The sequence below is a fragment of the Streptomyces sp. AJS327 genome (assembly GCF_013450295.1).
Lineage (GTDB): Bacteria > Actinomycetota > Actinomycetes > Streptomycetales > Streptomycetaceae > Streptomyces.
The window spans coordinates 1,317,584-1,341,832 of the sequence record NZ_SKBR01000001.1; the positions used below are offsets into that span (position 1 = coordinate 1,317,584).

The window sequence follows — 24,249 nt, forward strand, 5'->3', positions numbered from 1 at the left end:
TACGTTGAGGTGAAGAGATGCCACTGACCCCCGAGGACGTGCGGAACAAGCAGTTCACGACCGTCCGCCTCCGAGAAGGCTATGACGAGGACGAGGTCGATGCCTTCCTCGATGAGGTCGAAGCGGAGCTGACGCGTCTGCTGCGGGAGAACGAGGACCTGCGCGCGAAGTTGGCCGCGGCGACGCGTGCCGCCGCGCAGAGCCAGCAGCAGGGCGGGATGCGCAAGCCCGAGCCTCAGGACCGCACCGGTGGGGCACCCGTGCCCGCCGCCATATCCGGTCCGCAGCCGGTACCGCCCGGTCAGCCGCAGGGCGGTCCGATGGGTGGCCCGCCGCAGCTGCCCGCCGGTCCCGGTGGTCCTGGTGGTCCCGGCGGCCCGCCGCAGGGTGGTCCCATGGGCCCGGGTGGTCCGCAGGGTGGTCCGCCCCAGGGTGGACCGATGGGTCCCGGTGGTCCGCAGCAGGGTGGGCCCAACGGCCCGCAGATGCCCGGCGGTGGTGGTCAAAACAACGACAGTGCCGCGCGGGTCCTCTCCCTGGCGCAGCAGACCGCCGACCAGGCGATCGCGGAGGCCCGTTCCGAGGCCAACAAGATCGTCGGCGAGGCGCGCAGCCGTGCCGAGGGTCTGGAGCGGGACGCCCGTGCCAAGGCGGACGCCCTGGAGCGGGACGCGCAGGAGAAGCACCGGGTGGCGATGGGCTCCCTGGAGTCCGCGCGGGCCACGTTGGAGCGCAAGGTCGAGGACCTGCGCGGCTTCGAGCGGGAGTACCGGACGCGCCTGAAGTCGTATCTGGAGAGCCAGCTGCGTCAGTTGGAGAACCAGGCGGACGACTCCCTGGCGCCGCCGCGGACTCCGGCGACGGCTTCGCTGCCGCCGTCCCCCTCGATGGCCTCCGCGGGTGCCCCGGCCGGTGCGAGCGCCGGAGCGGCCTCGAACGGCGGCGGCACCATGGGCGGGAACCACTCGATGGGTGGCAACCACTCCATGGGCGGGAACCACTCCATGGGTGGCAACCACTCGATGGCGGCACCGAGCGGTGCGCCCGCCGGTGCCGGGCACGGTCAGGCTGGTGGCCCCTCGTACGGTGGGCAGCAGCAGATGTCGCCCGCGATGACCCAGCCGATGGCGCCGGTTCGCCCGCAGGGCGGCCCGCAGCCGACCCAGCAGGCACCCTCGCCGATGCGTGGGTTCCTGATCGACGAGGACGACAACTGAGCGAGGCGGCGGGCTGTCTTCGGACAGCCTGACCTTCGACAGCGGTACGGGCCGGGCCCGGAGGCACACGCCTCCGGGCCCGGCCCGTCTGCTGGGCAGAGTGTGGGGCGCGCGCACCGGAGCGCGGGGCGGGCGCCCCGCTTCCGGCGGTCACCGGCCGGTGCGTTGCGAGGAGGGCCCGTCGGCGCGCGAGACCGAGACGTACCGGCTGGACGCCCCCGCGACTGCGGGGAGAGCGGCGGGAGTTGGGGCGGACACGACGCCCGTGCCGCCCGCCCCGAAGGACGGATCGGCACGGGCGTGGGCGCCGGGTGCGGTCAGGCGCGGCGCAGTCGGAAGGTGAGGAGGAGGGTCTCGTCCTCGAAGGGTTCGCCGAAGGAGGCGTCGGCCGGTTCGCTGGAGTAGTCGGTGGCCAGGACCTCGTCGGCGATCAGCGCGGCGTGGTCCGTCAGGGCCTGGCTGACCTCCTCGTCCGTGGAGGACCAGCGCAGGGCGATGCGGTCGGCCACGTCCAGCCCGGAGTTCTTCCGCGCCTCCTGGATCAGGCGGATCGCGTCCCGGGCCAGTCCGGCGCGGCGCAGCTCCGGGGTGATCCGCAGGTCCAGCGCGACGGTCGCGCCCGGGTCGGAGGCCACCGACCAGCCCTCGCGCGGGGTTTCGGTGATGATGACCTCTTCGGGGGAGAGCGGCACCGGCTCGCCCTCGACCTCGACCACCGCCGTGCCCTCGCGGAGCGCCGCGGAGAGCGCCGCGGCGTCGGCCTCCGCGATGGCCCGCGCGACGGCCGGGGTTCCCTTGCCGAACCGGCGGCCGAGCGCGCGGAAGTTGGCCTTGGCCGTGGTGTCCACCAGCGAGCCACCCACGTCCGAGAGGGAGGCGAGCCCGGATACGTTCAGCTCCTCGGTGATCTGCGCGCGCAGGTCGGGGGAGAGGGTCTCGAAGCCCTGGGCCGCGACCAGCGCGCGGGAGAGCGGCTGCCGGGTCTTGACGCCGGACTCGGCGCGGCTGGCCCGGCCCAGCTCCACCAACCGCCGGACGAGCAGCATGTCCTGGGACAGTTCGGGGTCGACCATGCCGAGGTCGGCCACGGGCCAGTTGGCGAGGTGCACGGAGGCGGGCGCCCCCGGGGTGACCGGGACGACGAGGTCCTGCCAGACGCGCTCGGAGATGAAGGGCACCAGCGGGGCCATCAGCCGGGTGACCGTCTCCAGGGTGTCGTGCAGGGTCCTCAGGGCCGCCGCGTCGCCCTGCCAGAAGCGGCGCCGGGAGCGGCGGACGTACCAGTTCGAGAGGTCGTCGACGAAGGTGGACAGCAGCTTTCCGGCGCGCTGGGTGTCGTAGTTCTCCATCGCGAGGGTGACCTGGTCGGTCAGCGCGTGGAGTTCGCTGAGCAGCCAGCGGTCCAGGAGCGGGCGCTTGGCCGCCTCCGGGTCGGTGGCCGAGGGCGCCCAGTCGGAGGTGCGGGCGTACAGGGCCTGGAAGGCGACGGTGTTCCAGTAGGTGAGGAGGGTCTTGCGGACCACCTCCTGGATGGTGCCGTGCCCCACCCGCCGGGCCGCCCAGGGGGAGCCGCCCGCCGCCATGAACCAGCGCACGGCGTCGGCGCCGTGCTGGTCCATGAGCGCGATGGGCTCCAGGATGTTGCCCAGGTGCTTGGACATCTTGCGGCCGTCCTCGGCCAGGATGTGCCCGAGGCAGACGACGTTCTCGTAGCTGGAGCGGTCGAACACGAGGGTGCCGACGGCCATCAGCGTGTAGAACCAGCCGCGGGTCTGGTCGATGGCCTCGCTGATGAACTGCGCCGGGTAGCGCTTCTCGAAGAGTTCGCGGTTGCGGTAGGGGTAGCCCCACTGCGCGAAGGGCATGGAGCCGGAGTCGTACCAGGCGTCGATGACCTCGGGGACGCGGGTCGCCCGCAGGGCGCAGCCCTCGGCGGGGCAGTCGAAGGTGACCTCGTCGATGTAGGGGCGGTGCGGGTCGAGCCCGCTCTGGTCGCTGCCGGTCAGCTCGGTCAGCTCCGCCAGCGAGCCGACGCAGGTCAGGTGACCCTCGGCGCAGCGCCAGATGGGCAGCGGGGTGCCCCAGTAGCGGTTGCGGCTCAGCGCCCAGTCGATGTTGTTGTTCAGCCAGTCCCCGAAGCGGCCGTGCTTGACGGAGTCCGGGTACCAGTTGGTGCGCTCGTTCTCGCGCAGCAGCGCTTCCTTGACCTTCGTGGTGCGGATGTACCAGGAGGGTTGCGGGTAGTAGATGAGCGCGGTGTGGCAGCGCCAGCAGTGCGGGTAGCTGTGCTCGTAGGCGACGTGCCGGAACAGGACGCCCCGCGCGTCCAGGTCGGCGACGAGCGCCTCGTCGGCCTTCTTGAAGAACTGCCCGCCTACCAGCGGCAGTTCGGCGTCGAAGGTGCCGTCCGTGCGGACCGGCACGACGGGGTCGAAGCCGTAGGCGCGGGCCACGGAGAAGTCGTCCTCACCGAATGGTGCCTGGTGCACCAGGCCGGTGCCGTCCTCGGTGGTGACGTACTCGGCGTTGACGACGTAGTGGGCGTCCGGGATCGCCAGCCAGTCGAAGGGGCGCTGGTAGGCCCAGCGCTCCATCTCGGCGCCGGTGAAGCGCTCGCCGGTGGCCTCCCAGCCCTCGCCCAGCGCCTGCTCCAGCAGCGGCTCGGCCACCACGAGCCGCTCCGCGCCGTCGGTCGCGACGACGTAGGTGACCTCGGGGTGGGCGGCGACCGCGAAGTTGGAGACCAGCGTCCACGGGGTGGTCGTCCACACCAGCAGGGAGGCCTCGCCCGCCAGCGGGCCGGAGCGCAGCGGGAAGCGGACGAAGACCGAGGGGTCGGCGATCGTCTCGTACCCCTGGGCGAGTTCGTGGTCGGAGAGGCCGGTCCCGCAGCGGGGGCACCAGGGCGCGACGCGGTAGTCCTCGACGAGCAGGCCCGCGCGGAAGATCTCCTTCAGCGACCACCAGACCGACTCGATGTACTCGGGGTCCATGGTGCGGTAGGCGTCGTCCAGGTCGACCCAGTACCCCATGCGCGTGGTGAGTTCGGCGAAGGCGTCGGTGTGCCGGGTGACCGACTCGCGGCAGCGGGCGTTGAACTCGGCGATGCCGTAGTTCTCGATGTCCTGCTTGCCGTTGAAGCCGAGTTCCTTCTCCACGGCCAGCTCCACCGGGAGGCCGTGGCAGTCCCAGCCCGCCTTGCGGGCGACGTGGTAGCCGCGCATGGTGCGGAAGCGGGGGAAGACGTCCTTGAAGACCCGGGCCTCGATGTGGTGGGCGCCCGGCATGCCGTTGGCGGTGGGCGGGCCCTCGTAGAACACCCACTCCGGGCGCCCTTCGGACTGTTCGAGGGTGCGGTCGAAGATCCGGTGCTCACGCCAGAAGCTGAGCACGGCCCGCTCCAGGGCGGGCAGATCAACCTGGGCGGGCACCTGGTGGTATCGCATCGTCGGGACTTCCTCCGGCGGACAGTCGTGGTGTGACGTCGGTGTCACGGCCTTCCGTCGGAGGGACGAGAGCCGGGCTCCCGCGGTACCACCCTCCTTGGCGGCGGACGGTGTGCCCGCTGCCCGCTCATTGGACCAGCGCTGCCGGTTCTACTCGCTCCGGGGAGCTTTCCTCCGGCGGCTCCGGGGTGATCTTCACGACGCGCTGGCCCCCGGGCTCCCACCGTCCCCGGTTCGCTCGTGGCCGCGTACGGCGCTACTCGTCCCCTTCGTCGCCTGACGCTGCGCCCAGTGTACGGGGCGGCCGGAGTGGTGTTGGAACGGTTTTCCACACCCCGGGCTGGGCACAACGGACTCGCGGGGATCCGAGGCCGCCCCACCCCGGCGGGATCGGGCCCCGTGCCGCCGTCACCGAACCGTCCGTGGAGCCGGCCGACCGTCAGCGCGGAACACCCCCGGAACCATCCGACAACAGAAGCCGAGAGACCGGTACCAGAACCCGAGCCCGCCGGTGGTCCTCCATCGGCGAGGTGGTCCCGGGACCGGCGTGCCCCGTTGCCGCACGGTCGAAGTCGATTTATCGTTCCGGTCACGTTCGCGAGCAAGATCACAATATGTGAAGGGGCCGCGGCCATGGTCGCGAGAGAGTCCGCCGTCGGTGAGACGGCCGCTGCGAGGAAGTCCAGCTCAACGGGTTCGGCGCAGGGATCCGCTGAGGAGACCGAGGACGCGGGGAAGCCCGCCGACAAGCGGGCCACGCCCGCGAAGAAGACCGGGACGGCCCCGGCGAGGAAGAGCACGGACAAGAAGGCGGCCGCCCGGAAGAGCGCGGCGAAGAAGAGCGCCACGAAGAAGACCGCGGCGAAGAAGACCGCCTCCGGTGGTGGCGGTGCGAAGGCGACCAAGGCGGCGGCGAAGCGGGCCGCGGCACCAGGCGGGAAGGCCGGGAAACCGGCCGGGGCGGCCCCCGGGAAGAAGGCCGCCGCCAAGCGAGCGGGGTCCGAAGCCGAGGACACCGCCCAGACGACGGGAGTCGAGACGGTGGCTGCGAAGAACACTCCGGCACAGGCCGAGACGGTACCCACCGCCCGTACGGACAAGGGGGACGCGGCGCGGCCCGAGGAACTCCTGGTGCGGCCCGGCGAGGAGCCGTGGACGCCAGGGGAGGTCGAGGAGGCGCGCGACGAGCTGAAGAGCGAGGCCGAGCGGCTGCACGCGGAGATCGTCGCCTCCGAGGAGGCGCTGACCGGCCTGATGCGTGACTCAGGGGACGGCGCGGGCGACGACGACGCGGACACCGGCAGCAAGAACATCACCAGGGAGCACGAGATGGCCCTGGCGCACAACGCCCGCGAGATGCTGTACCAGACGGAGCGGGCGCTGGAGCGGCTGGACGCGAACACCTACGGGCGCTGCGAGAACTGCGGCATGGCGATCGGAAAGGCCCGGATGCAGGCGTTCCCGCGCGCCACGCTCTGCGTCGAGTGCAAGCAGAAGCAGGAGCGCCGCTGAGCCCCCGCGGCCCCGGAATACGCCGCCGGACGGGGGCGTACGGGTGTGTCGTACCCTCAACACGTGACAGAGGTGGAGCGGGGAACCGGCACGCCGCGAGGGGCGGGCGTGCCTGACGGAGCCGAGGACGAACAGTCCGGTGAGCGGCCCGGGTCGCCGAGGGCCGGAGGCGCGGCGGAACCCGGCCGGCCGGCCGCGCGGGACGCGTCCGCGTCGGACGTCCCGGGCGCCGGTGCACGGGAGTCCGAAGCACCGGAGTCCGGGGAGGCGGCGGACGCCGGAGCCGCTGACGCCGACGCTGACGCGGACCGGGAGCCGGAGTCGGGGGCGCCGGACGAGGCGTCGGGCGCGGGCGCGCGGACGCGTCGCCGTATCGGCGTGCTGATCTCCGTCGCGGGCTTCGTCTACGCGCTCGACCTGGTCAGCAAGGTGCTCGCGGTGGCCCGGCTGGAGCACCAGGAGCCGATCTCGCTGATCGGCACCGCCCTCCAGCTGGAGGTCGTCCGCAACCGGGGGGCCGCGTTCGGTATCGGCGAGGCGCTGACCGTCCTGCTCTCCGCGATCGCGGTGATCGTGGTCGTGGTGATCGCGCGGATCGCGCGGAAGCTGTACAGCGCGCCGTGGGCGCTCGCGCTCGGCCTGCTGCTCGGGGGCGCCTTCGGCAACCTCACCGACCGGATCTTCCGCGCGCCCGGCGTCTTCGAGGGCGCGGTGGTGGACTTCATCGCCCCCCGGCACTTCGCCGTCTTCAACTTCGCGGACTCGGCGATCGTCTGCGGCGGCATCCTGATCGTGCTGCTCTCCTTCCGGGGCCTCGATCCGGACGGCACCGTCCACCGCGACTGATCCCGCACCGCACGGGACCGGCCGGGTGTGGCCCGGACTCAGGACTTCGTGACGCGCACCCGGTAGCCGCAGTCGTCCCGGGTGTTCCGGCTGTCCGGCCGCCCGCAGTGGCCGGGCCCGTCGAGGATCCGTACGGTCACCCCGCCCGGGAAGGTGTGGTGCTCGCCCGGCTGGAACGGCGCGTCCGCCAGCTCGGCGTGCTCGGCCGGTCCGCGTCCGGCGCAGGCGGGGCCGCCCAGGCTTCCGGGGCGGCTGTCCACCACCCGGACCGGGCCCGCGCCGCTGGCCACCCGGGAGTCGACCGTGTAGAGCAGCACGCCCTCCGCGCAGATCCCCCGGTCCCGTCCGGTCCTGGTACGGGCCTCGGCGACCACGGCGGTGTGCGGCCCGGTCCGCGCGACGGCCAGCGCCGTGCCCCGCCGGGCGGTCACCGGCGCGAGCCGGTGTTCGCTCGGCGCGGTGCCCTCGGAGCAGCCGACCCGCTCCCCGGCGAGCCAGCCGAGCTTCCACTTGTGCCAGCCCAGCAGGTCGGAGACGCCCGCCAGGCTCATGGTGTCCCAGCCGCCCGCGTACTCGACGGACGCCCCGGTCGCGGCGTTGTAGAGGTCCGGCAGCCCGTGCAGGTGGTGCGCCTCGTGGACGAAGTTGCCGCGCTGCCAGGCCGGGTCGTCCCGCTGCCGTCCGAAGATCAGCGCCGCGCCCCGCACCGGGCCGCCCGCGAGGTGGGGGACGTCGCCGAACAGGTGGGCCTGCGAGACCGACGGGCTGGCCGGGACGTTGGTGTCCGCGACGACGAAGACGAGCCCGGTGTCCCCCAGCTCGGCGCCGGCGGCGCGGGCCGCGTCCACCGCGTCGCGGACGTAGGCGCGCACCACGCTGGGCGGACTGCCCCGGTCCAGCCCGTACGCCGACCAGGGGCGCGGCATCCGCAGCCAGCCGGGCGAGGTGTGGAAGCCCAGCCGGAGGGCGCCGTAGGACGCCTGGCGTAGCTGGTCACCGGCGTACCCGGTGAAGAAGGCGGCCCGCTGGGCGGGCGGGGTCCGCGCCAGGCGGTCGGGGAAGTCGACCAGGAGCAGCGCGGGCCGCTGCCGCCCCACCGGGCGTGGGGCGCCCGGCTGCCGTGGGCCCACGCCGCCGCCGTCGCCCGGAAGGATGCCGCACGGCCCGGAGATGCCCTCCGCCGCGCTGCTCGGGACCGGGGCCAGCGCGAGTCCGGCGGCCAGCAGCGCCGTGGTGCCGAGCAGCGTCCCGAGGTGCCGGGCGGCCCGGCGGGGCAGCGACCGGCGGGTGGACGGCGCTGTGCTCATGACGGCTCCTCGGACCCGGGACGGTTCCTCCACCGTCCGCGGGGTGGCCGCCGGGGCGCACTCCGGATCGGACCGCGTGGGTGAGCCGGGGGCCGCCCGTCCGGCATACTCGATCGGGTGAGCACAGTTCCTGAGATCCGCACCCTGCCCGTGCCGGACGGTCTGGAGGGCGAGCGGGTCGACGCGGCCCTCGCCCGGATGTTCGGCTTCTCCCGCACCAAGGCCGCCGAGCTGGCCACCGGCGGAAAGGTCCAGCTGAACGGGGAGCGGGCCGGCAAGTCGGAGCGGGTGAGCGGGGGCGCCTGGCTGGAGGTCGAGATGCCGGGGCAGCCGCGGCCCGTGCGGGTGGTGGCGGAGCCCGTCGCGGGGATGGAGATCGTGCACGACGACGCGGACGTGGTCGTCGTCGACAAGCCGGTCGGCGTGGCCGCGCACCCGAGCCCCGGCTGGACGGGGCCGACCGTGGTCGGCGGGCTGGCCGCCGCCGGGTACACCATCACCACCTCGGGCGCCGCCGAACGGCAGGGCATCGTGCACCGGCTGGACGTGGGCACCTCGGGGCTGATGGCGGTCGCCAAGTCGGAGCGTGCCTACACGCTGCTGAAGCGGCAGTTCCGCGAGCGGACCGTCGACAAGCGGTACCACGCGCTGGTGCAGGGCCACCCGGACCCGCTGAGCGGCACCATCGACGCCCCGATCGGCCGCCACCCGCAGCACGACTACAAGTGGGCGGTGACGGCCGAGGGCAAGCCCTCGGTGACGCACTACGACCTCGTCGAGGCGTTCCGCGCCGCCAGCCTGCTCGACATCAAGCTGGAGACCGGCCGCACCCACCAGATCCGGGTGCACATGGCCGCCCACCGGCACCCCTGCGTCGGCGACCTGACCTACGGCGCCGACCCGACGCTCGCCAAGCGGCTGCGGCTGGAGCGCCAGTGGCTGCACGCCGTCCGGCTCGGCTTCGAGCACCCGGCGGACGGGACCTGGGTGGAGTACCACAGCGGCTATCCGGCGGACCTCCGAGGTGCGCTGGAGCGGGTGGAGGCCGATAGTGCCTAGGAGTGGACCAACTCGCGCTGTTCTTCGCCCTGCTGCTCGCTGCCCTGCTGATGGTGCCGCTGGGCGACCGGACGGGGCTGCCCGCCCCCGTGCTGATGACGGTCTTCGGCGGGTTCCTGGCGCTGTTGCCGTTCACCCCGGAGGTGAGCGTCCCGCCGGAGTTCATCCTCCCGCTGGTGCTCCCGCCGCTGCTGTACGCCGCCGTCCAGCGCACCTCCTGGCGGCAGTTCGCGGCGAATAAGCGCCCGATCCTGCTGCTGGCGGTGGCGCTGGTCTTCGTCAACACCGCCGTCGTCGCCGCGGTCACCCACACGATGCTGCCGGGGCTGGGGCTGGCCGCGGCGGTGGCGCTCGGGGCGCTGGTGGCCCCGCCGGACCCGATCGCCGCCACCGCCGTCGCCGGGCGGCTCGGCCTGCCGAGACGACTGGTCTCCATCCTGGAGGGCGAGGGCCTCTTCAACGACGTCACCGCCATCACCCTCTACCACGTCGCCATCGGGGCGGCGGTGACCGGCGCCTTCTCGCTGCCGCGGGCGGCGGGCGCGCTGGTGCTCTCGGCGGTCGTCGCGGTGGTGGTCGGTTTCGGGCTGGGCTGGACGGCCAGCCGCATCATGGGCATGCTCGGCGACCCCACCCTCCAGACCGGCCTCACCCTGCTCGTCCCCTTCGCCTCGTACGTGCTGGCGGAGGAGCTGATGGGCTCCGGGGTGCTCGCGGTGCTGGTCACGGCGCTCTACCTCAGCTCCTCGCGGGTGGCCGACCCGGACGACGTGCAGGGCAGGCTGGCCGGGCGCACCTTCTGGTCGGTGATCGAGACGCTGGTCACCGGCATCGCCTTCGGGCTGATCGGCCTGGAGCTGGACGTGGTCTTCAACGCGGTGCGGCAGGAGTGGCGGTGGCTGCTGCCCACCGCGCTCGCCGTGGTCGCGGTCATCGTGCTGGTGCGGTTGCTGTGGCTGCTGCCCGCGGCCTGGCTCGCCGGGCGCCTGCACCGCGACCGGGACCTGGACGAGGACATCCCGGTCAGCTGGCGGGAGACGGTGGTGGTCTGGTGGGCCGGGATGCGCGGGGTCGCCACCGTCGCGCTGGCCCTCGCGGTGCCGCTCCACGTCGAGGCGGAGGCGGGCGGCGGGGGGTTCCCCGAGCGGGACGCCATCCTCTTCGTCGCCTTCGCGGTGGTGCTCGCCACCCTCGTCTGCCAGGGACTCACCCTGCCCTGGGTGGTGCGGCGGCTGGAGGTGCGGACGGACAGCGCCGCCGAGCGGGAGCTGGAACGGCAGCTCGCGCTGCGCTGCGCCAAGGCGGCGCGGCGGCGGCTCCGGGAGATCGAGGAGGTACAGGAGCTGCCCGACGAGGTGCTCGACGTGCTGGAGCGCCGCGCCTGGGAGGTGGGTGCGCGGATCTGCCCCGACCTGGCGGACGAGGAGCGGCGCGAGACGCAGGCCCAGCGCACCGAACGGGCCCGCACGGTGTGGAAGCTCCAGGCTGAGCTGCTCTCCGCCGCCCGCCACGAGGTGCTGGCGGCGCGCGGCGAGCCCGGGACGGACCCGCAGGTCGTGGACCGGGTGCTGCATCAGCTGGACGTGCGGAGCGTACGGGTGTGGGGGCGGCCGTCCGGCGAGCGGGACTGAGCGCGCGGCGCGGCTCGCCGAGTCCACGCGGCGCCCCGCGCCGGGACCCCCCTTCCGCGCCGCGCTCCCTGGACGGCGGGACCGGGCGCTACTCCGACTTGCTGAGCGGCGTCGGCTCGGCCGCCGAGTAGCGGATGCCGGGCAGGGCGTAGGGGTGCTTCTCCCTGAGCCAGGTCAGCAGCTCCTCGCGGACGGTGCAGCGCAGCGTCCACAGGTCGCCCGAGGTGCGCGCGGTGACGACGGCCCGGACCTCGATGGTGGTGGGGGTGGAGTCGGTGACGACCAGGCTCCAGAGGCGGCCGTCCCAGTTGTCGCTGGCGCGCACCACCTCGCCGGTCCGGGCGCGCAGCTCCTCGATCGGCGCCGTGTGGTCGAGCTGGAGGAAGACGGTGCCGGTGAGCTGCGGCCCGCCACGGGACCAGTTCTCGAACGGCTTGCTGGTGAAGTACGAGACCGGCATGGTGATCCGGCGCTCGTCCCAGGTCAGTACCACGAGGTAGGAGACGGTGATCTCGTCGACGGTGCCGAACTCGCCGTCTATCACCACCTCGTCGCCGATGCGCACCATGTCGCCGAAGGCGATGGAGAGCCCGGCGAAGAGGTTGCCGAGGGTGGACTGCGCGGCGATACCGGCGACGATGCCCAGCACACCGGCCGAGGCCAGCATCGAGGTGCCGAAGGTCTTCATCGCGGGGAACTGGAGGAGGATCGAGGCGGCGGCGATCACCGTGACGATGGCCGTCACCAGCCGCTGGATCAGCGTCAGCTGGGTGCGCACCCGCCGGGCGCGCGCCGCGTCGGAGGCCACGCCCGCGTACCGGCTCGCCACCGCCTCCACGACGGCCGCCAGCACCCGCAGGGCCAGCCAGGCGGCGGCGCCGATCAGGACGATCCGCAGCCACAGGTTGATCGTCTCCTGGTGGCCGCGGGCGATGTGGGCGGAGGAGGAGAACCCGTTCAGCAGCGCGACGAAGACGACCGCGATCAGTGGCAGTCGCCCCTTTCGGAGCAGCCCCCACAGCGGGGTCTCGGGGCGCCGGGTGTCGATGCGCTGGAGCAGGTGGTCGACCGCCCAGGCGACGAGGTACGCGAGGGTGATCGCTCCGCCGAACACGATGACGGGGCGCAGCACGTCTTCCATGGACAGGTTCTCCTTGCCTGGAACAGGAAGCCTCGACCGTACCTGGCACGATGGGGTGCGCCTGGCGAGAATGCGCCCCGGGCGCACCGTGGGCGCCGAAGTGTGAGGGACGTGACACGTGGCCACCGTCGTACTGCTCCACTCCGTGTACGGGCCGCGGCCTGCCGTGCGGGACGCCGCCGAGCGGCTGCGCGCCGCCGGACACGAGGTGTCCACCCCGGACCTGTTCGGGGGCCGCACCGCCCGGAGCGTCAGCGAGGGCACCCGGCTGCGGGACGAGATCGGCCGGGACGAACTGCTGCGGCGGGCGGTCGCCGCGACCGCCCCGCTCTCCGGCCGGGGTCTGGTCTACGCGGGCTTCTCGCTCGGCGGATCGGTGGCGCAGACCCTCGCGCTGGCGGACGAGCGGGCGCGCGGGCTGCTGCTGATGCACGGCACCTCGGACATCGCGGACGACGCGGTCGTCGACGAACTGCCGGTGCAGCTGCACGTGGCCGAGCCGGACCCGTTCGAGCCGCACGACTGGCTGAACACCTGGTACCTGCGGATGCGGCGGGCGGGAGCCGATGTGGAGGTCTACCGGTACGCCGGGGCCGGGCACCTGTTCACCGACCCCGAGCTGGACGACTACGACGAGGAGGCGGCCGAGCGGGCCTGGCGGACCGCGCTCGGCTTCCTCGCCTCCCTCTGACCTCCCCGGACGTCCCGCTCCGCCGCGGGGCGGCCCGTCAGTCGCGTTCGCAGCGGCCGGTGCCGCCGCTGCCGCCCACCGCGCAGATGAGGTCCCGGTCGCCGGGGGAGTCGCTGAGCACCCGCCCGGCACAGTCGTTGACCTTGACGCGGCCCTGTTCCCGGCACCAGTCAGCGGCTCGGTGGCCGTCGGCGAAACCCTCCCGGGGCGGCCGGTCGCCGGTGCTGTAGAAGAACCAGTAGCCGGGGCGGAGCGAGGCGTGCTCGTCACTGTCGACCCACCGGACCACGTCGGAGATCCCGGACAGCTCCCTGCGCTGCTTCACCCGGGCGGCGGGGCCCTCGGACTTCGGTACCGAGGCCAACTGGGCCACCCAGAGCGGTCCCTGGGGCGCGTCGGTCGTGGGCGCGGGCGAGTCGCCGGGGGACTCGGGGTCGGTGGGGCGGGCGGAGCCGCCGTCGGGTTCCGGACCGTCGTCCGGTTCGGTGGGCGAGACCGTGGGGGACTCCGGGGACGGGCCAGCCGACCCGCCCGTGGAGTCGCCCCCGCCCCCGGTGAACTGGGTGACGGCGACCACCCCGGCCCCGGCGAGTACGACGCCCGCAACGGCGAGGAGCGCCAGGCGGCGCCGCCCGCCGCCACTCGCCCCGGCCCGCCCCGGGGCCCGGGTGGCGCCCACCGGGTCCGGCGGGCCGTACTGACCGGGCTGGCTGGGCTGCCCGGGCTGGCTGGGCTGGGCGTACGGCTCGTGGGGGAGGGGCCCCGGAGCCTCCGGCGCCGGAGTGGGGAGCGGCGGCGCGGCGAACGGCTCGCGGGGCAGCGCCCCGCCCTGGGTGGGCAGGTACGGGGTGGCGGTCCGGCCCTCCTCGATCTCGCCGAGCATGCCCACGAGTTCCTCGGCCCCCGGCCGGGCCTCCGGGTCCCGCGCCAGTAGCGAGGCGAGCACCCCGGTGAGGGCCCCGGCACGCGCCGGGGGCGGAACCTGATCCTCCAGGACGGCGGCGAGCGTCGCCAGCGTGGTGTCCCGGCGCAGGGGGCTGTGGCCCTCGACGCCGATGTAGAGGGTCATGCCCAGCGACCAGAGGTCGCTCGCCGGATGGTCGTGCGTCCCGCGGACCCGCTCCGGCGCGATGAACTCGGGGGAGCCCAGGAACTCACCGGTGGCCGTGAGCTGGGTGGTGCCCTGGAGCGCGGCGATCCCGAAGTCGGTCAGCACCGCCTCCGGCGGCGCGCCCGAACCGCCGTCGCGCAGCAGCACGTTGGCGGGCTTCACGTCCCGGTGCAGGACACCGGCGGTGTGCGCGGTGCGTAGCGCGGCGGCCACCTGACGGCCGATGCCCGCCGCCTCGACTGGGGTCAGCCGGCCGCGCTCCAGCCGCTGCTGGAGGGACTCCCCGGCGACCAGCTCCATCACGATCCAGGGGAACGATCCAGGGAAGGGGCGCTCGTCCACGATGTGGTGCACGGTGACCACGTGCGGGTCGTGACCGAGCGCGGCGAGCGCGCGGGCCTCGCGCAGCACCCGCTCGCGGAGCTGCGCGCCCGCCTCGGAGTCCTCCGGGGTGAGTGCCGGGTCGGCCGGGCGGGCCTCCTTCAGGGCCACCTCGCGGTGCAGCGCGGTGTCCCAGGCCCGCCAGACCGTCCCCATACCGCCGCTGCCGAGCCGCCCCCGCAGCTCGAACCGGCCGTCTATCACGCGCTCTTCGGATCCCCCAGCCATGCCCTCAGCGTACGGGCTGGTCGGCGCGCTCCAGGCGCTGCGTCCCGGAGCGGGTGAGGTAGGAGCGGCGCACCTCGGCGGTGGCCGCCGGGTCCGTCTTGTCGGAGAGCACGAAGTAGTCCATCTGCGCGCGCTCCGCGGTGACGTCGAGGACCCCGTAGCCGTGCGAGTCCATGTCCAGCCAGCGCACGTGGCGGTTGGCGGCCCGGATGGCGGCCTCCGGCACGCTGGAGACGGTGTCCGGCGCGACCCGCAGCACCTCGTCCACGTTGTCCGAGGTGACCGAGGTGATCACGAACTCGGTGGCCACCGGCGCCTCGTCCGGGTAGGTGGCCGCCTGGAAGGGCACGTCGTTGGCCCAGTTCATGTGGATGTCGCCGGTCAGGAAGACGGTGTTGTCTATCCGCCGGTCCCGCAGGTGGGAGAGGAGTTCACGACGGTCGTCGGTGTAGCCGTCCCATTGGTCGAGGTTGACGGCCAGGCCCTCCTTCGGCAGGCCGAGCAGTTCGGCGAGCGGGCCGAGGAAGCGCGCGGGCACCGAGCCGAAGGCCATCGGTGAGATCATCACGGAGGTGCCGACCAGCCGCCAGCGCGTCGGGGAGGCGCTCAGCCCGCTGGTGAGCCAGTCGAGTTGGCGCCGCCCGGTCAGGGTGCGGTCCGGGTCGTCCACGTCCTTACCGTCCCCGAAGCGGGCCTGCTTGTCCCGGAACGAGCGGAGGTCGAGCAGGTGCAGGTCGGCCAGGCGGCCGAAGCGCAGCCGCCGGTAGGTGGTGCCCTCGGTCGAGGGGCGCACCGGCATCCACTCGAAGTACGCCTGCTTGGCGGCCGCGACCCGGGCGCTCCAGTCGCCGTCCTCCGGGCCGTGCGCCTCCGCCCCGCCGGACCAGGCGTCGTTGGCGAACTCGTGGTCGTCCCAGATCGCGATGACCGGGTGGGCGGCGTGCAGTGCCCGCAGGTCGGCGTCGGTGCGGTAGTGACCGTGCCGGGCGCGGTAGTCGGCGAGGGTGACGATCTCGTGCTCGGGCTGGACGGTCCGGACGGTCTGGCCCTCCGCCGGGTACTCGCCGGTGCCGTACTCGTAGATGTAGTCGCCGAGGTGGAGCACCGCGTCCAGGTCGTCGCGGGCGGCGAGGTGGCGGTAGGAGGCGAAGTACCCGGCCTCGTAGTTGGCGCAGGAGACCACCCCGAACCGCAGCCGGTCGGCCGACGCCTCCGGGGCGGGCGCGGTGCGGGCGCGGCCGACGGGGGAGCGCTCGCCGCCCGCGGTGAAGCGGAAGTAGTAGGTGGTGGCGGCCCGGAGCCCCCGCACGTCCGCCTTGACGGTGTGGTCGGCGGCGGCGGTGGCGGTGAGACTGCCGCGCGCCACCGGGGTGGTGAACTCCCGGTCCTCGGCGACCTCCCAGTCCACCTCGGTGTCCGGGCCGGTCCCCGAGCCGGGCACGGCGCCGGGCTCCGGGGTGACACGCGTCCAGAGCAGGACGCCGTCCGGCAGGGGGTCGCCGGAGGCCACGCCGTGCTCGAAGGTGGGACTCTCCGCGCCCGCGGCCACGCTGCCCTGCGCGAGGGCGCCGGAGACCGGCAGCAGCGCGGCGGTCGCGGCCGTACCGGCCACCACGGTGCGGCGGCTGGGGAGGCGAACTCCGTGGACGTCCTGTGGTGTTCCGGTGGGTGTATGAGTCACGAACGGTGATGTTACCTCTGGGTAGAGCAGAGGGGCAGACCTCCGGCAGGGGAAGTCCGCCCCTCGTGCGAACCGGCGCTCCGCGGTACGACGGAGCGATCCGGCCGGTGCTCCTCAGCGGTGTTCAGTGCCCATCAGTGCTCCTCGGTGCCCCTCGGTGCCCATCAGTTCAGCGGCCCCCGGTGGCCCTCGGTGCCCCTCAGTGCCCTTCGTGTCCGTCGCCGCTCTCGCCCTTCTCGTCCCGGGCGCCCTCGCCGTCCTTCTCGTCCTTACCGCCCTTGTCGTCCTTGCCGTCGGACTCCTTGGGCTCCTTCGGCTCCTTGGGCTTCGCCTTCAGGTCGACCCCCATCTCCTCCAGCTTCCCGGGGAGCTCCTGCTGGTCGACGTCCTCGCCGTCGATGCGGACGGTGGGAGTGCTCTCCACGCCCGCGCCGTTGAAGCTGGCGATCATGTCCTCGGCCCACTTGGTGTACTTCTTGCCACCCTTGACGGCCTTCTGGAACTTCGCGTTCTCCTTCAGCGCGTCGACCTCGTCCGCCACCTTGAGCAGGTAGTCGTTGTCGGCGAACTTGTCGTCGCTCTCCTTCGGGTGGTACTGCGCCGAGTACAGGTGCTTGTGGTACTCGTTGAACGCCTCGGTGCTGACCGCCTTCGCGGCGCCCAGCGCGCGGACGGCGTTCTTCGATCCCTTGCCGCCCATCCCGTCGTCGATGATCGAGCCGAGGTGGATGCGGAGCTTGTACTTGCCCTGCTCGGCGCCCGCCTTCAGCTGCTCGCCGATGCTCTGCTCGAAGTTGGCGCAGGCCGGGCAGCGCAGGTCCTCGTAGACGTCGATGGTCTTCTTCGCCTTGTGACCGGCGGCGGTGACGGACATGCCGTCGTCGCTCTTCTGCTTGTCGTCGCCCAGCTGTGTGACGGCGACGCCGATGCCGGTCGCGACGGCCAGCACACCGACGATCGACAGGGCGACCGTCAGCTGCCGGCGGACCTTCTCCTTCTTCGCCTGCTTCTCCCGCTCGACCCGCAGCCGCTCCCGGGCCGCGCGCTTGGCTTCCTGGCTGTTCCGCTTGCTCATGGTGATAACTCCGTGGTGACGCGTGGATGGATTACCGCTTCAGCTCGCGAGCGTCAGCGGCGGTCCACGCCGGTGTACGGAGTGCGTCAGCAGGGGCGGGGTCGGTGGCGCCGGGGCGTCCAGCGCCCGCGGCTCGGCGCCCTTCCGGGGTGCCGCGCCGGACGGCGCCCGGCGGGCCAGCAGAACCAGCCAGGCCAGCTGGAGCGGACGGAACGCGGTCGCCGCCGCGGCGCGCAGCAGCCGGGCCAGCGCGGCCTCGCCGCGCCGCAGCCAGAGCGCCGCCAGCAGCCCCACCAGCACGTGGGCGGCGAGCAGCAGCCAGGGCGTGACCGCGGCGTCGGTGGTCCAGCCGCCGGGCAGGCCCGGCAGCCCGGGCAGCTCGCTCAGCCCGGCCTCGCCCTCCCGGCCCGCCGCGACCCGGGCGAGCGGGGTGCCGAGTCCGCCCCCGCCACACAGCAGGTCGACGCCGACGGAGCGCAGCGGTCCGGTCACCGGGCCACCGCCCTGCCCGTAACAGGCGTGCTGACCGGAGGTGAAGATCGTGTCCGCGGCCAGCTCCAGCGGGATCAGCAGCCCCGCGATGGCGCCGAAGCGCCGCTCCCGCCCGGCCAGCGCGAACGCCGCGGCGAAGATGACGGCCGCCACCAGCAGCAGCGTGCTCAGCGGGACGGGCGCGCCGGACAGCAGCACGTGGGCGCCGGAGGAGAGCAGCACGCAGAGCGCGGCGAAGACCGCCGCGCGCGCCGTGCGTATACCTGCCGCTCCCATGTCCATCGCCTGGAGAGTCTGCCACGGGGAGGGATAAACAGCGCCTCAAAGGGGGGTGGGAGACCCGCCCTCCCCGCGCCGACGGGAAGTGGCCCGGAACCCCACGATCGAGTGGTCACGCACGGGAGTTGTGAGATTGCGCAGCGTGCGGATCGGGGTCGCGGCGGCTCGCGCGCCGCGGTCGGGGCCGGGTGTGGGGCGTCCGGGCGGGACTGGTGGGGAGCCCGCTCGCGGGAGGCGTCTGGCGGGGTGCGGGCGCGCGGTGGGACGGACCGGTTCCGGCGGGACCGCTGCGCCCACCGGGACGTAGACTCCGAACCCGCCTGTAAGAGCCGTGCCCGGAGGTGCCCCCGCCGTGACAGAGCAGCCGTTCACACATCTGCATGTGCACACTCAGTACTCGCTGCTGGACGGCGCGGCCCGGCTCAAGGACATGTTCCAGGCCTGCGACGAGATGGGCATGTCGCATATCGCGATGACCGACCACGGCAACCTGCACGGGGCCTACGACTTCTTCCACTCCGCGAAGAACGCCGGGATCACGCCGATCATCGGCATCGAGGCGTACCTCGCCCCCGACCACCGCCGCAACAACCGCCCGGTGAAGTGGGGCACCCCACACCAGAAGCGGGACGACGTCTCCGGTAACGGCGCCTACACCCACATGACGATGTGGGCGCGGAACAGCACGGGACTGCACAACCTCTTCCGCGCGCAGTCCCGCGCGAGCCTGGAGGGCTTCTTCCGCAAGCCCCGGATGGACCGCGAGCTGCTCTCCGAGTACGCGGAGGGGCTGATGGCCACCACCGGCTGCCCCTCGGGCGAGGTCAGCACCAAGATCCGGCTGGACATGGAGGAGGAGGCGCTCAAGGCCGCCGGGGAGTACCAGGACATCTTCGGCAAGGAGAACTTCTTCGTCGAGCTGATGGACCACGGCATCGACATCGACAAGCGGGCCCGGGACGGCCTGGAGCGCATCGCGCGGAAGCTCGACGCCCCCTTCGTGGTGACCAACGACTCCCACTACACCTACGAGCGCGAGTCCACGGCCCACGACACCCTGCTCTGCATCCAGACCGGCAGCAACCTCTCCGACCCCGACCGCTTCAGCTTCGACGGCGCGGGCTACTACCTCAAGACCGCCCAGGAGATGTACTCCATCGACTCCTCGGAGGCGTGGCAGCGGGGTTGCCGCAACACCCAGCTGCTGATCGCCGAACGCGTCGAGACGGAGGGCATGTTCGAGCCGAAGAACCTGATGCCCCGCTTCGACGTCCCCGAGGGGTACGACGAGGAGTCCTGGTTCCGCGAGGAGGTGCGGCGCGGGATGGCCCGGCGGTACCCGGCCGGGGTCCCCGCCGACCGCCAGCGGCAGGCGGACTACGAGATGGACGTCATCATCTCGATGGGCTTCCCCGGGTACTTCCTCGTGGTGGCCGACTTCATCATGTGGGCCAAGGAGAACGGCATCGCGGTGGGCCCCGGCCGGGGCTCGGCGGCCGGTTCGATCGTCTCGTACGCGATGGGCATCACCGACCTCGACCCGATCGACCACGGCCTGATCTTCGAGCGGTTCCTCAACCCCGAGCGCGTCACCATGCCGGACGTCGACATCGACTTCGACGAGCGCAGGCGCGGTGACGTGATCCGGTACGTCACCGAGAAGTACGGCGCCGACAAGGTCGCGATGATCGGCACCTACGGCACGATCAAGGCGAAGGCCGCGATCAAGGACGCCTCCCGGGTGCTGGGTTACCCATACGCCATGGGCGACCGCATCACCAAGGCGATGCCCGCCGACGTCCTCGGCAAGGGCATCCCGCTGAACGGCATCACCGACCCGCAGCACCCCCGCTACAGCGAGGCCGCCGAGGTCCGGGGGATGTACGAGAACGAGCCGGACGTCACCAAGGTCATCGACGCGGCCAAGGGCATCGAGGGCCTGGTCCGGCAGATGGGCGTGCACGCGGCGGGCGTGATCATGTCCAGCGAGCCGGTCATCGACCACGCTCCGGTGTTCTCCCCGAAGAACGACGGCACCGTCGTCACCCAGTGGGACTACCCCAGCTGTGAGTCGCTCGGCCTGCTGAAGATGGACTTCCTCGGCCTGCGCAACCTGACGATCATGGATGACGCGGTCAAGATGATCCGGCGGAACAAGGGCGTCGACCTCAACCTGCTCGACCTCCCCCTGGACGACGGCCCCGCCTTCGAACTCCTCCAGCGCGGCGACACCCTGGGCGTCTTCCAGTTCGACGGCGGCCCGATGCGCTCGCTGCTGCGGCTGATGAAGCCCGACAACTTCGAGGACATCTCCGCCGTCTCGGCCCTGTACCGGCCGGGACCGATGGGCATGAACTCGCACATCAACTACGCCCTGCGGAAGAACGGCCAGCAGGAGATCACCCCGATCCACCCGGAGCTGGCCGACCCGCTCAAGGAAGTCCTCGACATCACCTACGGCCTGATCGTCTACCAGGAGCAGGTGCAGAAGGCGGCCCAGGTGCTCGCCGGATACACCCTGGGCCAGGCCGACCTGCTGCGCCGCGCGATGGGCAAGAAGAAGCAGGAGGTGCTGGACAAGGAGTTCGTCAACTTCCAGCGCGGAATGCGCGAGAACAAGTACTCCGACGAGGCCATCAAGGCGGTCTGGGACGTGCTGGTCCCCTTCGCGGGCTACGCCTTCAACAAGGCGCACTCCTCCGCGTACGGCCTGGTCACCTACTGGACCGCGTACCTGAAGGCGAACTACCCGGCGGAGTACATGTCGGCGCTGCTGACCTCGGTGCGGGACGACAAGGACAAGTCGGCCGTCTACCTCAACGAGTGCCGGAAGATGGGCATCCAGGTGCTCCCGCCGAACGTGAACGAGTCGGAGGCCAACTTCACCTCGCGGGACGACACCACGATCGTCTTCGGGCTGACCGCCGTGCGCAACGTCGGCCAGAACGTCGTCGACTCCATCGTGAAGTGCCGCAGGGGCAAGGGGAAGTACGCCTCTTTCCCGGACTTCCTCGACAAGGTGGAGTCGGTGGTGTGCAACAAGCGCACCGTCGAGTCGCTGATCAAGGCCGGCGCCTTCGACGAGATGGGGCACACCCGCAAGGGCCTGACCGCCGAGTTCGAGACGATGATCGACACCGTGGTACAGGTCAAACGGAAGGAGGCCGAGGGCCAGTTCGACCTCTTCGGGGACATGGGCGGCGGCGAGGCGGACGGCCCCGGCTTCGGGCTGGACGTCGAGTTCTCGGACGTCGAGTGGGACAAGACCTACCTGCTCGCGCAGGAGCGCGAGATGCTCGGCCTCTACGTCTCCGACCACCCGCTGTTCGGCCTGGAGCACGTGCTCAACGACAAGGCCGACGCCGCCATCGCCCAGCTCACCGGCGGTGAGTACAGCGACGGCTCGACCGTGGTGATCGGCGGCATCATCTCGGGCCTGCAACGCAAGATGACCAAGCAGGGCAACGCCTGGGCCATCGCCACCGTCGAGGACCTCGCGGGCTCCATCGACTGCATGTTCTTCCCCGCCACCTACCAGCTGGTCTCCACCCAACTCGTCGAGGACGCGGTGGTATTCGTCAAGGGACGGCTGGACAAGCGGGAGGACGTCCCCCGGCTGGTCGCGATGGAGCTGATGATCCCGGACCTGAGCGAGGCGTCCAGCAGCGCCCTGGTGACGATCACCATCCCCACCGTCAAGATCACGCCGCCGCTGGTGGTGCGCCTCGGCGAGGTGCTCTCGCACCACCGGGGGCCCAGCGAGGTGCGGGTCAAGCTGCAAGGCGCCCGGAAGACCACCGTCCTCCGGCTCGACCGGCACCGGGTCACCGCCGACCCCGCCCTCTTCGGCGACCTCAAGGAACTCCTCGGCCCCTCCTGCCTGGCGGGTTGAGCCCCGGCCGCCCGGGCGCGCGGTCCCGCGCGCCCGGAAGCCGGGGTGCGGCGCGGCCCGCCGCCGGGAGTGACCGCCCGGCCGCCGCGCCGGTCCCCAGACGGACGGGAGGGCGCGCCTTCGCGGAGCGCGCCCTCCCGACTAGCCGTGCGATCCCGAGCGCACTGTGGACAGGATCAGTTGTGGCCGAAGCGCCGCTGGTGCTTGCGCGCCACGTCGGCGGGGCTCCCCGGCGTACGGGGCTGCTCCGTCGACGAGTTCGAGGGGGTGGGGTCCGCCTCGCGCTCCCGCTCCTGGGGTCTCTGTTGCCGTTGCTGACGGTTCCTGTTCTTGTTCTTGCCCATAGCCGCCTCCTGTTGGTGTCACACGGTGGGCAAGATCAGCCTCGCACGCTCTGACATCACGCGCATTTCGGGTAATTAGCCCGTGGGGGCCGGGTGTACCCCGGGGTCCGCGCCATCCCTCGTCCGCCACGCCGACGATCGAGTTCCGGCTGATTAGCTCCGCACGGTCGGGCAGACTCACAGGAAACGCGGTCCTGGCCGTGGTTGTTGACCGAGAGTGGGTGGAACGTGGATCGCTGCGTCGTCCTGGTGGACGCCGGATACCTGTTGGGTGCCGCCGCGAGTCTGCTGGCGGGCGAGCCGTCCCGCTCCCGCATCAGCGTGGACCACTCGGCGCTGATCCAGGGCCTGCGCGAACGGGCGGAAGCGGACACCGAGTGCGCGCTGCTGCGGATCTACTGGTTCGACGGCGCCCCCGATCGGGTGCCGCAGCCCGAGCACCGGCGACTGCGCGTGATGCCCCGGGTGACCGTCCGGCTGGGTGCCCTCACCCGCAGTGACGGTCGCTGGGCGCAGAAGGGCGTCGACGCCGCGATGCACGCCGAACTCACCGAACTCGCCCGGAACCGCGCCTGCTCGGACATCGTGCTGGTCACCGGGGACGGGGACCTGCTGCCCGGCCTGATGTCCGCCAAGGAACACGGCGTCGCCGTCCACCTCTGGGCCGTGCAGGCGGCCGACGGCGACTACAACCAGTCCGAGGACCTGGTCGCGGAGGCCGACGAGCGGCGGGTGCTCGACCGCAGCTGGCTCACCGGCGTCGTCCGGGCCAAGGAGCCGACGGGGGTGTGCGCGCCCCCGTCCGCCTCCCGGCCGGACATCGCCGCGATCCTCTCCGCGCCGCTTCCCGAGCCCGCCGAGAACGGGGCGCCGCCCGCCCACCCACCCCACGTTCCGGCCGCCGAGGCGGGCGCGGAAAACACCGAGGGCCCGTCCGCCCGTCCGGGTGAGGAGACCAAGAACGGCGGCCCGGCGCACACCGGACGCACGAGCACGCCGGCCACGGGCAGCGGCTCCGGCCCACGCGGCGAGGGCGGCGCAGTCCCCACCCCCAAGGACCTCGCCGGACTCGGCCGCCCCGCGCCGCTCGCCCACCCTCCCTCGGCCCCCGCGCCGCCGACCCCGCCCAACGCGACCCTGCGCTGGTCCTCCGACAAGGGGTGGGTGGACCGGGCCGGTCCGGGCGAGGCCCCGGAGGTCGCGGCGCTGCCGATGCTGGCCCAGCTGACCACCGCTGAGCAGCGCTGGGCCGACCGGGAGGAGGACATCACCGCCGTCAGCGGTGACCCCTTCGAAGTCGGCCAGGTCTTCGCGCGGCGCTGGATCGAACGGATCTCCCCCTCCGAGCAACTGGGCCTGCTCTCCCGTGAGTACCCGCGCATCCCGCACCGGATCGACGGCGAACTGCTGCGCTACGCCGCCCGCTTCGGCCTGCTGGCACACAAGGATGACCAGATCGACGAGGACGACAGGTACGCCATCAGGGCCGGGTTCTGGCGCGAGGTCGGCAACCGCACCGGTACCGAGGTGGCCTCGGAACCGGCAGCCACCGGCGAGTAGCCGACCCCGTCCGCCCCACCCCGTCCGCCTCCACCCACTCCGCGCGCCGTCATCGTCCTGTGCCGCCCGGCCTCCGTCCGCCTTCGGCCGCCTCCGTCCGTCGCACGGGCCCGCACCGCGCTGTGCTGCCCGGCCCCCGCTCGCCCGCGTCCGCCCCGTTCCCCCGCGCCCCGTTCGCACCGCCCTGTTCCGTCTCGCGGCGGGCGACCCGTCCCGGCCGGACCTCCCCTCCCTCCTCCGGACAGCCCGCGCGGGCCGTTTCTCCCTGACCACGCGCGGTGATCCGGTCGTGGAGTGCCGCTCTGGTTCGTGAGCGGTGCTCTCGTTGTTCCCGTCGGGCTCTCGTCGTGGCTGTT

At 72.7% G+C, this 24,249-nt stretch carries 16 protein-coding genes; 8 read left to right on the forward strand and 8 right to left on the reverse strand.

Annotated features, from left to right (window positions below; all coding sequences use genetic code 11):
• Nucleotides 1-17 precede the first annotated feature (17 nt).
• On the forward strand, nt 18-1,217 hold the full coding sequence (locus E0L36_RS05300; protein WP_180927657.1) for a DivIVA domain-containing protein: 1,200 nt from the start codon (nt 18-20) through the stop codon (nt 1,215-1,217).
• 317 nt (nt 1,218-1,534) lie between these two features.
• On the opposite strand, the gene ileS is transcribed toward E0L36_RS05300, so the two are convergent.
• Nucleotides 1,535-4,663 carry an isoleucine--tRNA ligase gene (gene ileS / locus E0L36_RS05305; RefSeq protein WP_180927658.1) on the reverse strand — a complete coding sequence of 1,043 codons (3,129 nt, stop codon included), beginning with the start codon at nt 4,661-4,663 and terminating at the stop codon, nt 1,535-1,537.
• A 633-nt stretch (nt 4,664-5,296) separates the two neighbouring features.
• Here ileS and E0L36_RS05310 point away from each other — a divergent pair.
• Together E0L36_RS05310 and lspA are read left to right on the forward strand one after the other, a co-directional pair.
• Entirely contained in the window at nt 5,297-6,175 is an 879-nt protein-coding gene (locus E0L36_RS05310; RefSeq protein WP_180927659.1) for a TraR/DksA C4-type zinc finger protein, read from the forward strand.
• A gap of 63 nt (nt 6,176-6,238) precedes the next feature.
• Nucleotides 6,239-7,021, forward strand: a complete 783-nt coding sequence (gene lspA / locus E0L36_RS26910; RefSeq protein WP_374705489.1) for a signal peptidase II — start codon at nt 6,239-6,241, stop codon at nt 7,019-7,021.
• Between the two features lie 38 nt (nt 7,022-7,059).
• Here lspA and E0L36_RS05320 read toward each other — a convergent pair whose 3' ends face one another.
• Nucleotides 7,060-8,328 carry a peptidase M6 gene (locus E0L36_RS05320; protein ID WP_180927661.1) on the reverse strand — a complete coding sequence of 423 codons (1,269 nt, stop codon included), beginning with the start codon at nt 8,326-8,328 and terminating at the stop codon, nt 7,060-7,062.
• 117 nt (nt 8,329-8,445) lie between these two features.
• Here E0L36_RS05320 and E0L36_RS05325 point away from each other — a divergent pair, with 117 nt between their 5' ends.
• A complete protein-coding gene (locus E0L36_RS05325) occupies nt 8,446-9,387 on the forward strand; it encodes an RluA family pseudouridine synthase (protein WP_180927662.1) in 942 nt (313 codons plus the stop codon).
• A 2-nt stretch (nt 9,388-9,389) separates the two neighbouring features.
• On the forward strand, nt 9,390-11,018 hold the full coding sequence (locus E0L36_RS05330) for a Na+/H+ antiporter (RefSeq protein WP_180927663.1): 1,629 nt from the start codon (nt 9,390-9,392) through the stop codon (nt 11,016-11,018).
• Between the two features lie 88 nt (nt 11,019-11,106).
• On the opposite strand, the gene E0L36_RS05335 is transcribed toward E0L36_RS05330, so the two are convergent.
• A complete protein-coding gene (locus E0L36_RS05335; protein ID WP_180927664.1) occupies nt 11,107-12,159 on the reverse strand; it encodes a mechanosensitive ion channel family protein in 1,053 nt (350 codons plus the stop codon).
• A gap of 118 nt (nt 12,160-12,277) precedes the next feature.
• Between E0L36_RS05335 and E0L36_RS05340 the strand changes: the two genes are divergently transcribed.
• The gene (locus E0L36_RS05340; protein ID WP_180927665.1) at nt 12,278-12,850 is read left to right on the forward strand and encodes a dienelactone hydrolase family protein; all 573 of its coding nucleotides are present in this window, start codon (nt 12,278-12,280) and stop codon (nt 12,848-12,850) included.
• 37 nt (nt 12,851-12,887) lie between these two features.
• On the opposite strand, the gene E0L36_RS05345 is transcribed toward E0L36_RS05340, so the two are convergent.
• From E0L36_RS05345 to E0L36_RS05360, 4 genes are all read right to left on the reverse strand, one after another.
• Nucleotides 12,888-14,570, reverse strand: a complete 1,683-nt coding sequence (locus tag E0L36_RS05345; RefSeq protein WP_180927666.1) for a serine/threonine protein kinase — start codon at nt 14,568-14,570, stop codon at nt 12,888-12,890.
• Between the two features lie 4 nt (nt 14,571-14,574).
• Nucleotides 14,575-16,251 carry an alkaline phosphatase gene (locus E0L36_RS05350; protein WP_180927667.1) on the reverse strand — a complete coding sequence of 559 codons (1,677 nt, stop codon included), beginning with the start codon at nt 16,249-16,251 and terminating at the stop codon, nt 14,575-14,577.
• Between the two features lie 199 nt (nt 16,252-16,450).
• Nucleotides 16,451-17,326, reverse strand: coding sequence for a thioredoxin domain-containing protein (locus E0L36_RS05355; protein ID WP_180927668.1), 876 nt, complete (start codon nt 17,324-17,326; stop codon nt 16,451-16,453).
• A 39-nt stretch (nt 17,327-17,365) separates the two neighbouring features.
• Nucleotides 17,366-18,100 carry a hypothetical protein gene (locus E0L36_RS05360; protein ID WP_180927669.1) on the reverse strand — a complete coding sequence of 245 codons (735 nt, stop codon included), beginning with the start codon at nt 18,098-18,100 and terminating at the stop codon, nt 17,366-17,368.
• 349 nt (nt 18,101-18,449) lie between these two features.
• On the opposite strand from E0L36_RS05360, the gene dnaE reads away from it, so the two are divergent.
• Nucleotides 18,450-21,989: a DNA polymerase III subunit alpha gene (gene dnaE / locus E0L36_RS05365; RefSeq protein WP_180927670.1), complete on the forward strand. Its 3,540-nt coding sequence runs from the start codon at nt 18,450-18,452 to the stop codon at nt 21,987-21,989.
• 176 nt (nt 21,990-22,165) lie between these two features.
• Here dnaE and E0L36_RS05370 read toward each other — a convergent pair whose 3' ends face one another.
• Nucleotides 22,166-22,333 carry a hypothetical protein gene (locus E0L36_RS05370; protein ID WP_180927671.1) on the reverse strand — a complete coding sequence of 56 codons (168 nt, stop codon included), beginning with the start codon at nt 22,331-22,333 and terminating at the stop codon, nt 22,166-22,168.
• A 228-nt stretch (nt 22,334-22,561) separates the two neighbouring features.
• On the opposite strand from E0L36_RS05370, the gene E0L36_RS05375 reads away from it, so the two are divergent.
• Nucleotides 22,562-23,893, forward strand: coding sequence for an NYN domain-containing protein (locus tag E0L36_RS05375; protein WP_180927672.1), 1,332 nt, complete (start codon nt 22,562-22,564; stop codon nt 23,891-23,893).
• The last annotated feature ends 356 nt before the right edge of the window (nt 23,894-24,249 follow it).

Excerpts from the sequence above, each read along its gene's own strand:
- E0L36_RS05355 (WP_180927668.1), bottom strand. The coding sequence starts at position 17,326 with ATGAGCAAGCGGAACAGCCAGGAAGCCAAGCGCGCGGCCCGGGAGCGG.
- E0L36_RS05345 (WP_180927666.1), bottom strand. The coding sequence starts at position 14,570 with ATGGCTGGGGGATCCGAAGAGCGCGTGATAGACGGCCGGTTCGAGCTG.
- E0L36_RS05320 (WP_180927661.1), bottom strand. The coding sequence starts at position 8,328 with ATGAGCACAGCGCCGTCCACCCGCCGGTCGCTGCCCCGCCGGGCCGCC.
- E0L36_RS05360 (WP_180927669.1), bottom strand. The coding sequence starts at position 18,100 with ATGGACATGGGAGCGGCAGGTATACGCACGGCGCGCGCGGCGGTCTTC.
- E0L36_RS05370 (WP_180927671.1), bottom strand. The coding sequence starts at position 22,333 with ATGGGCAAGAACAAGAACAGGAACCGTCAGCAACGGCAACAGAGACCC.
- E0L36_RS05335 (WP_180927664.1), bottom strand. The coding sequence starts at position 12,159 with ATGGAAGACGTGCTGCGCCCCGTCATCGTGTTCGGCGGAGCGATCACC.
- E0L36_RS05310 (WP_180927659.1), top strand. The coding sequence starts at position 5,297 with ATGGTCGCGAGAGAGTCCGCCGTCGGTGAGACGGCCGCTGCGAGGAAG.
- ileS (WP_180927658.1), bottom strand. The coding sequence starts at position 4,663 with ATGCGATACCACCAGGTGCCCGCCCAGGTTGATCTGCCCGCCCTGGAG.
- E0L36_RS05300 (WP_180927657.1), top strand. The coding sequence starts at position 18 with ATGCCACTGACCCCCGAGGACGTGCGGAACAAGCAGTTCACGACCGTC.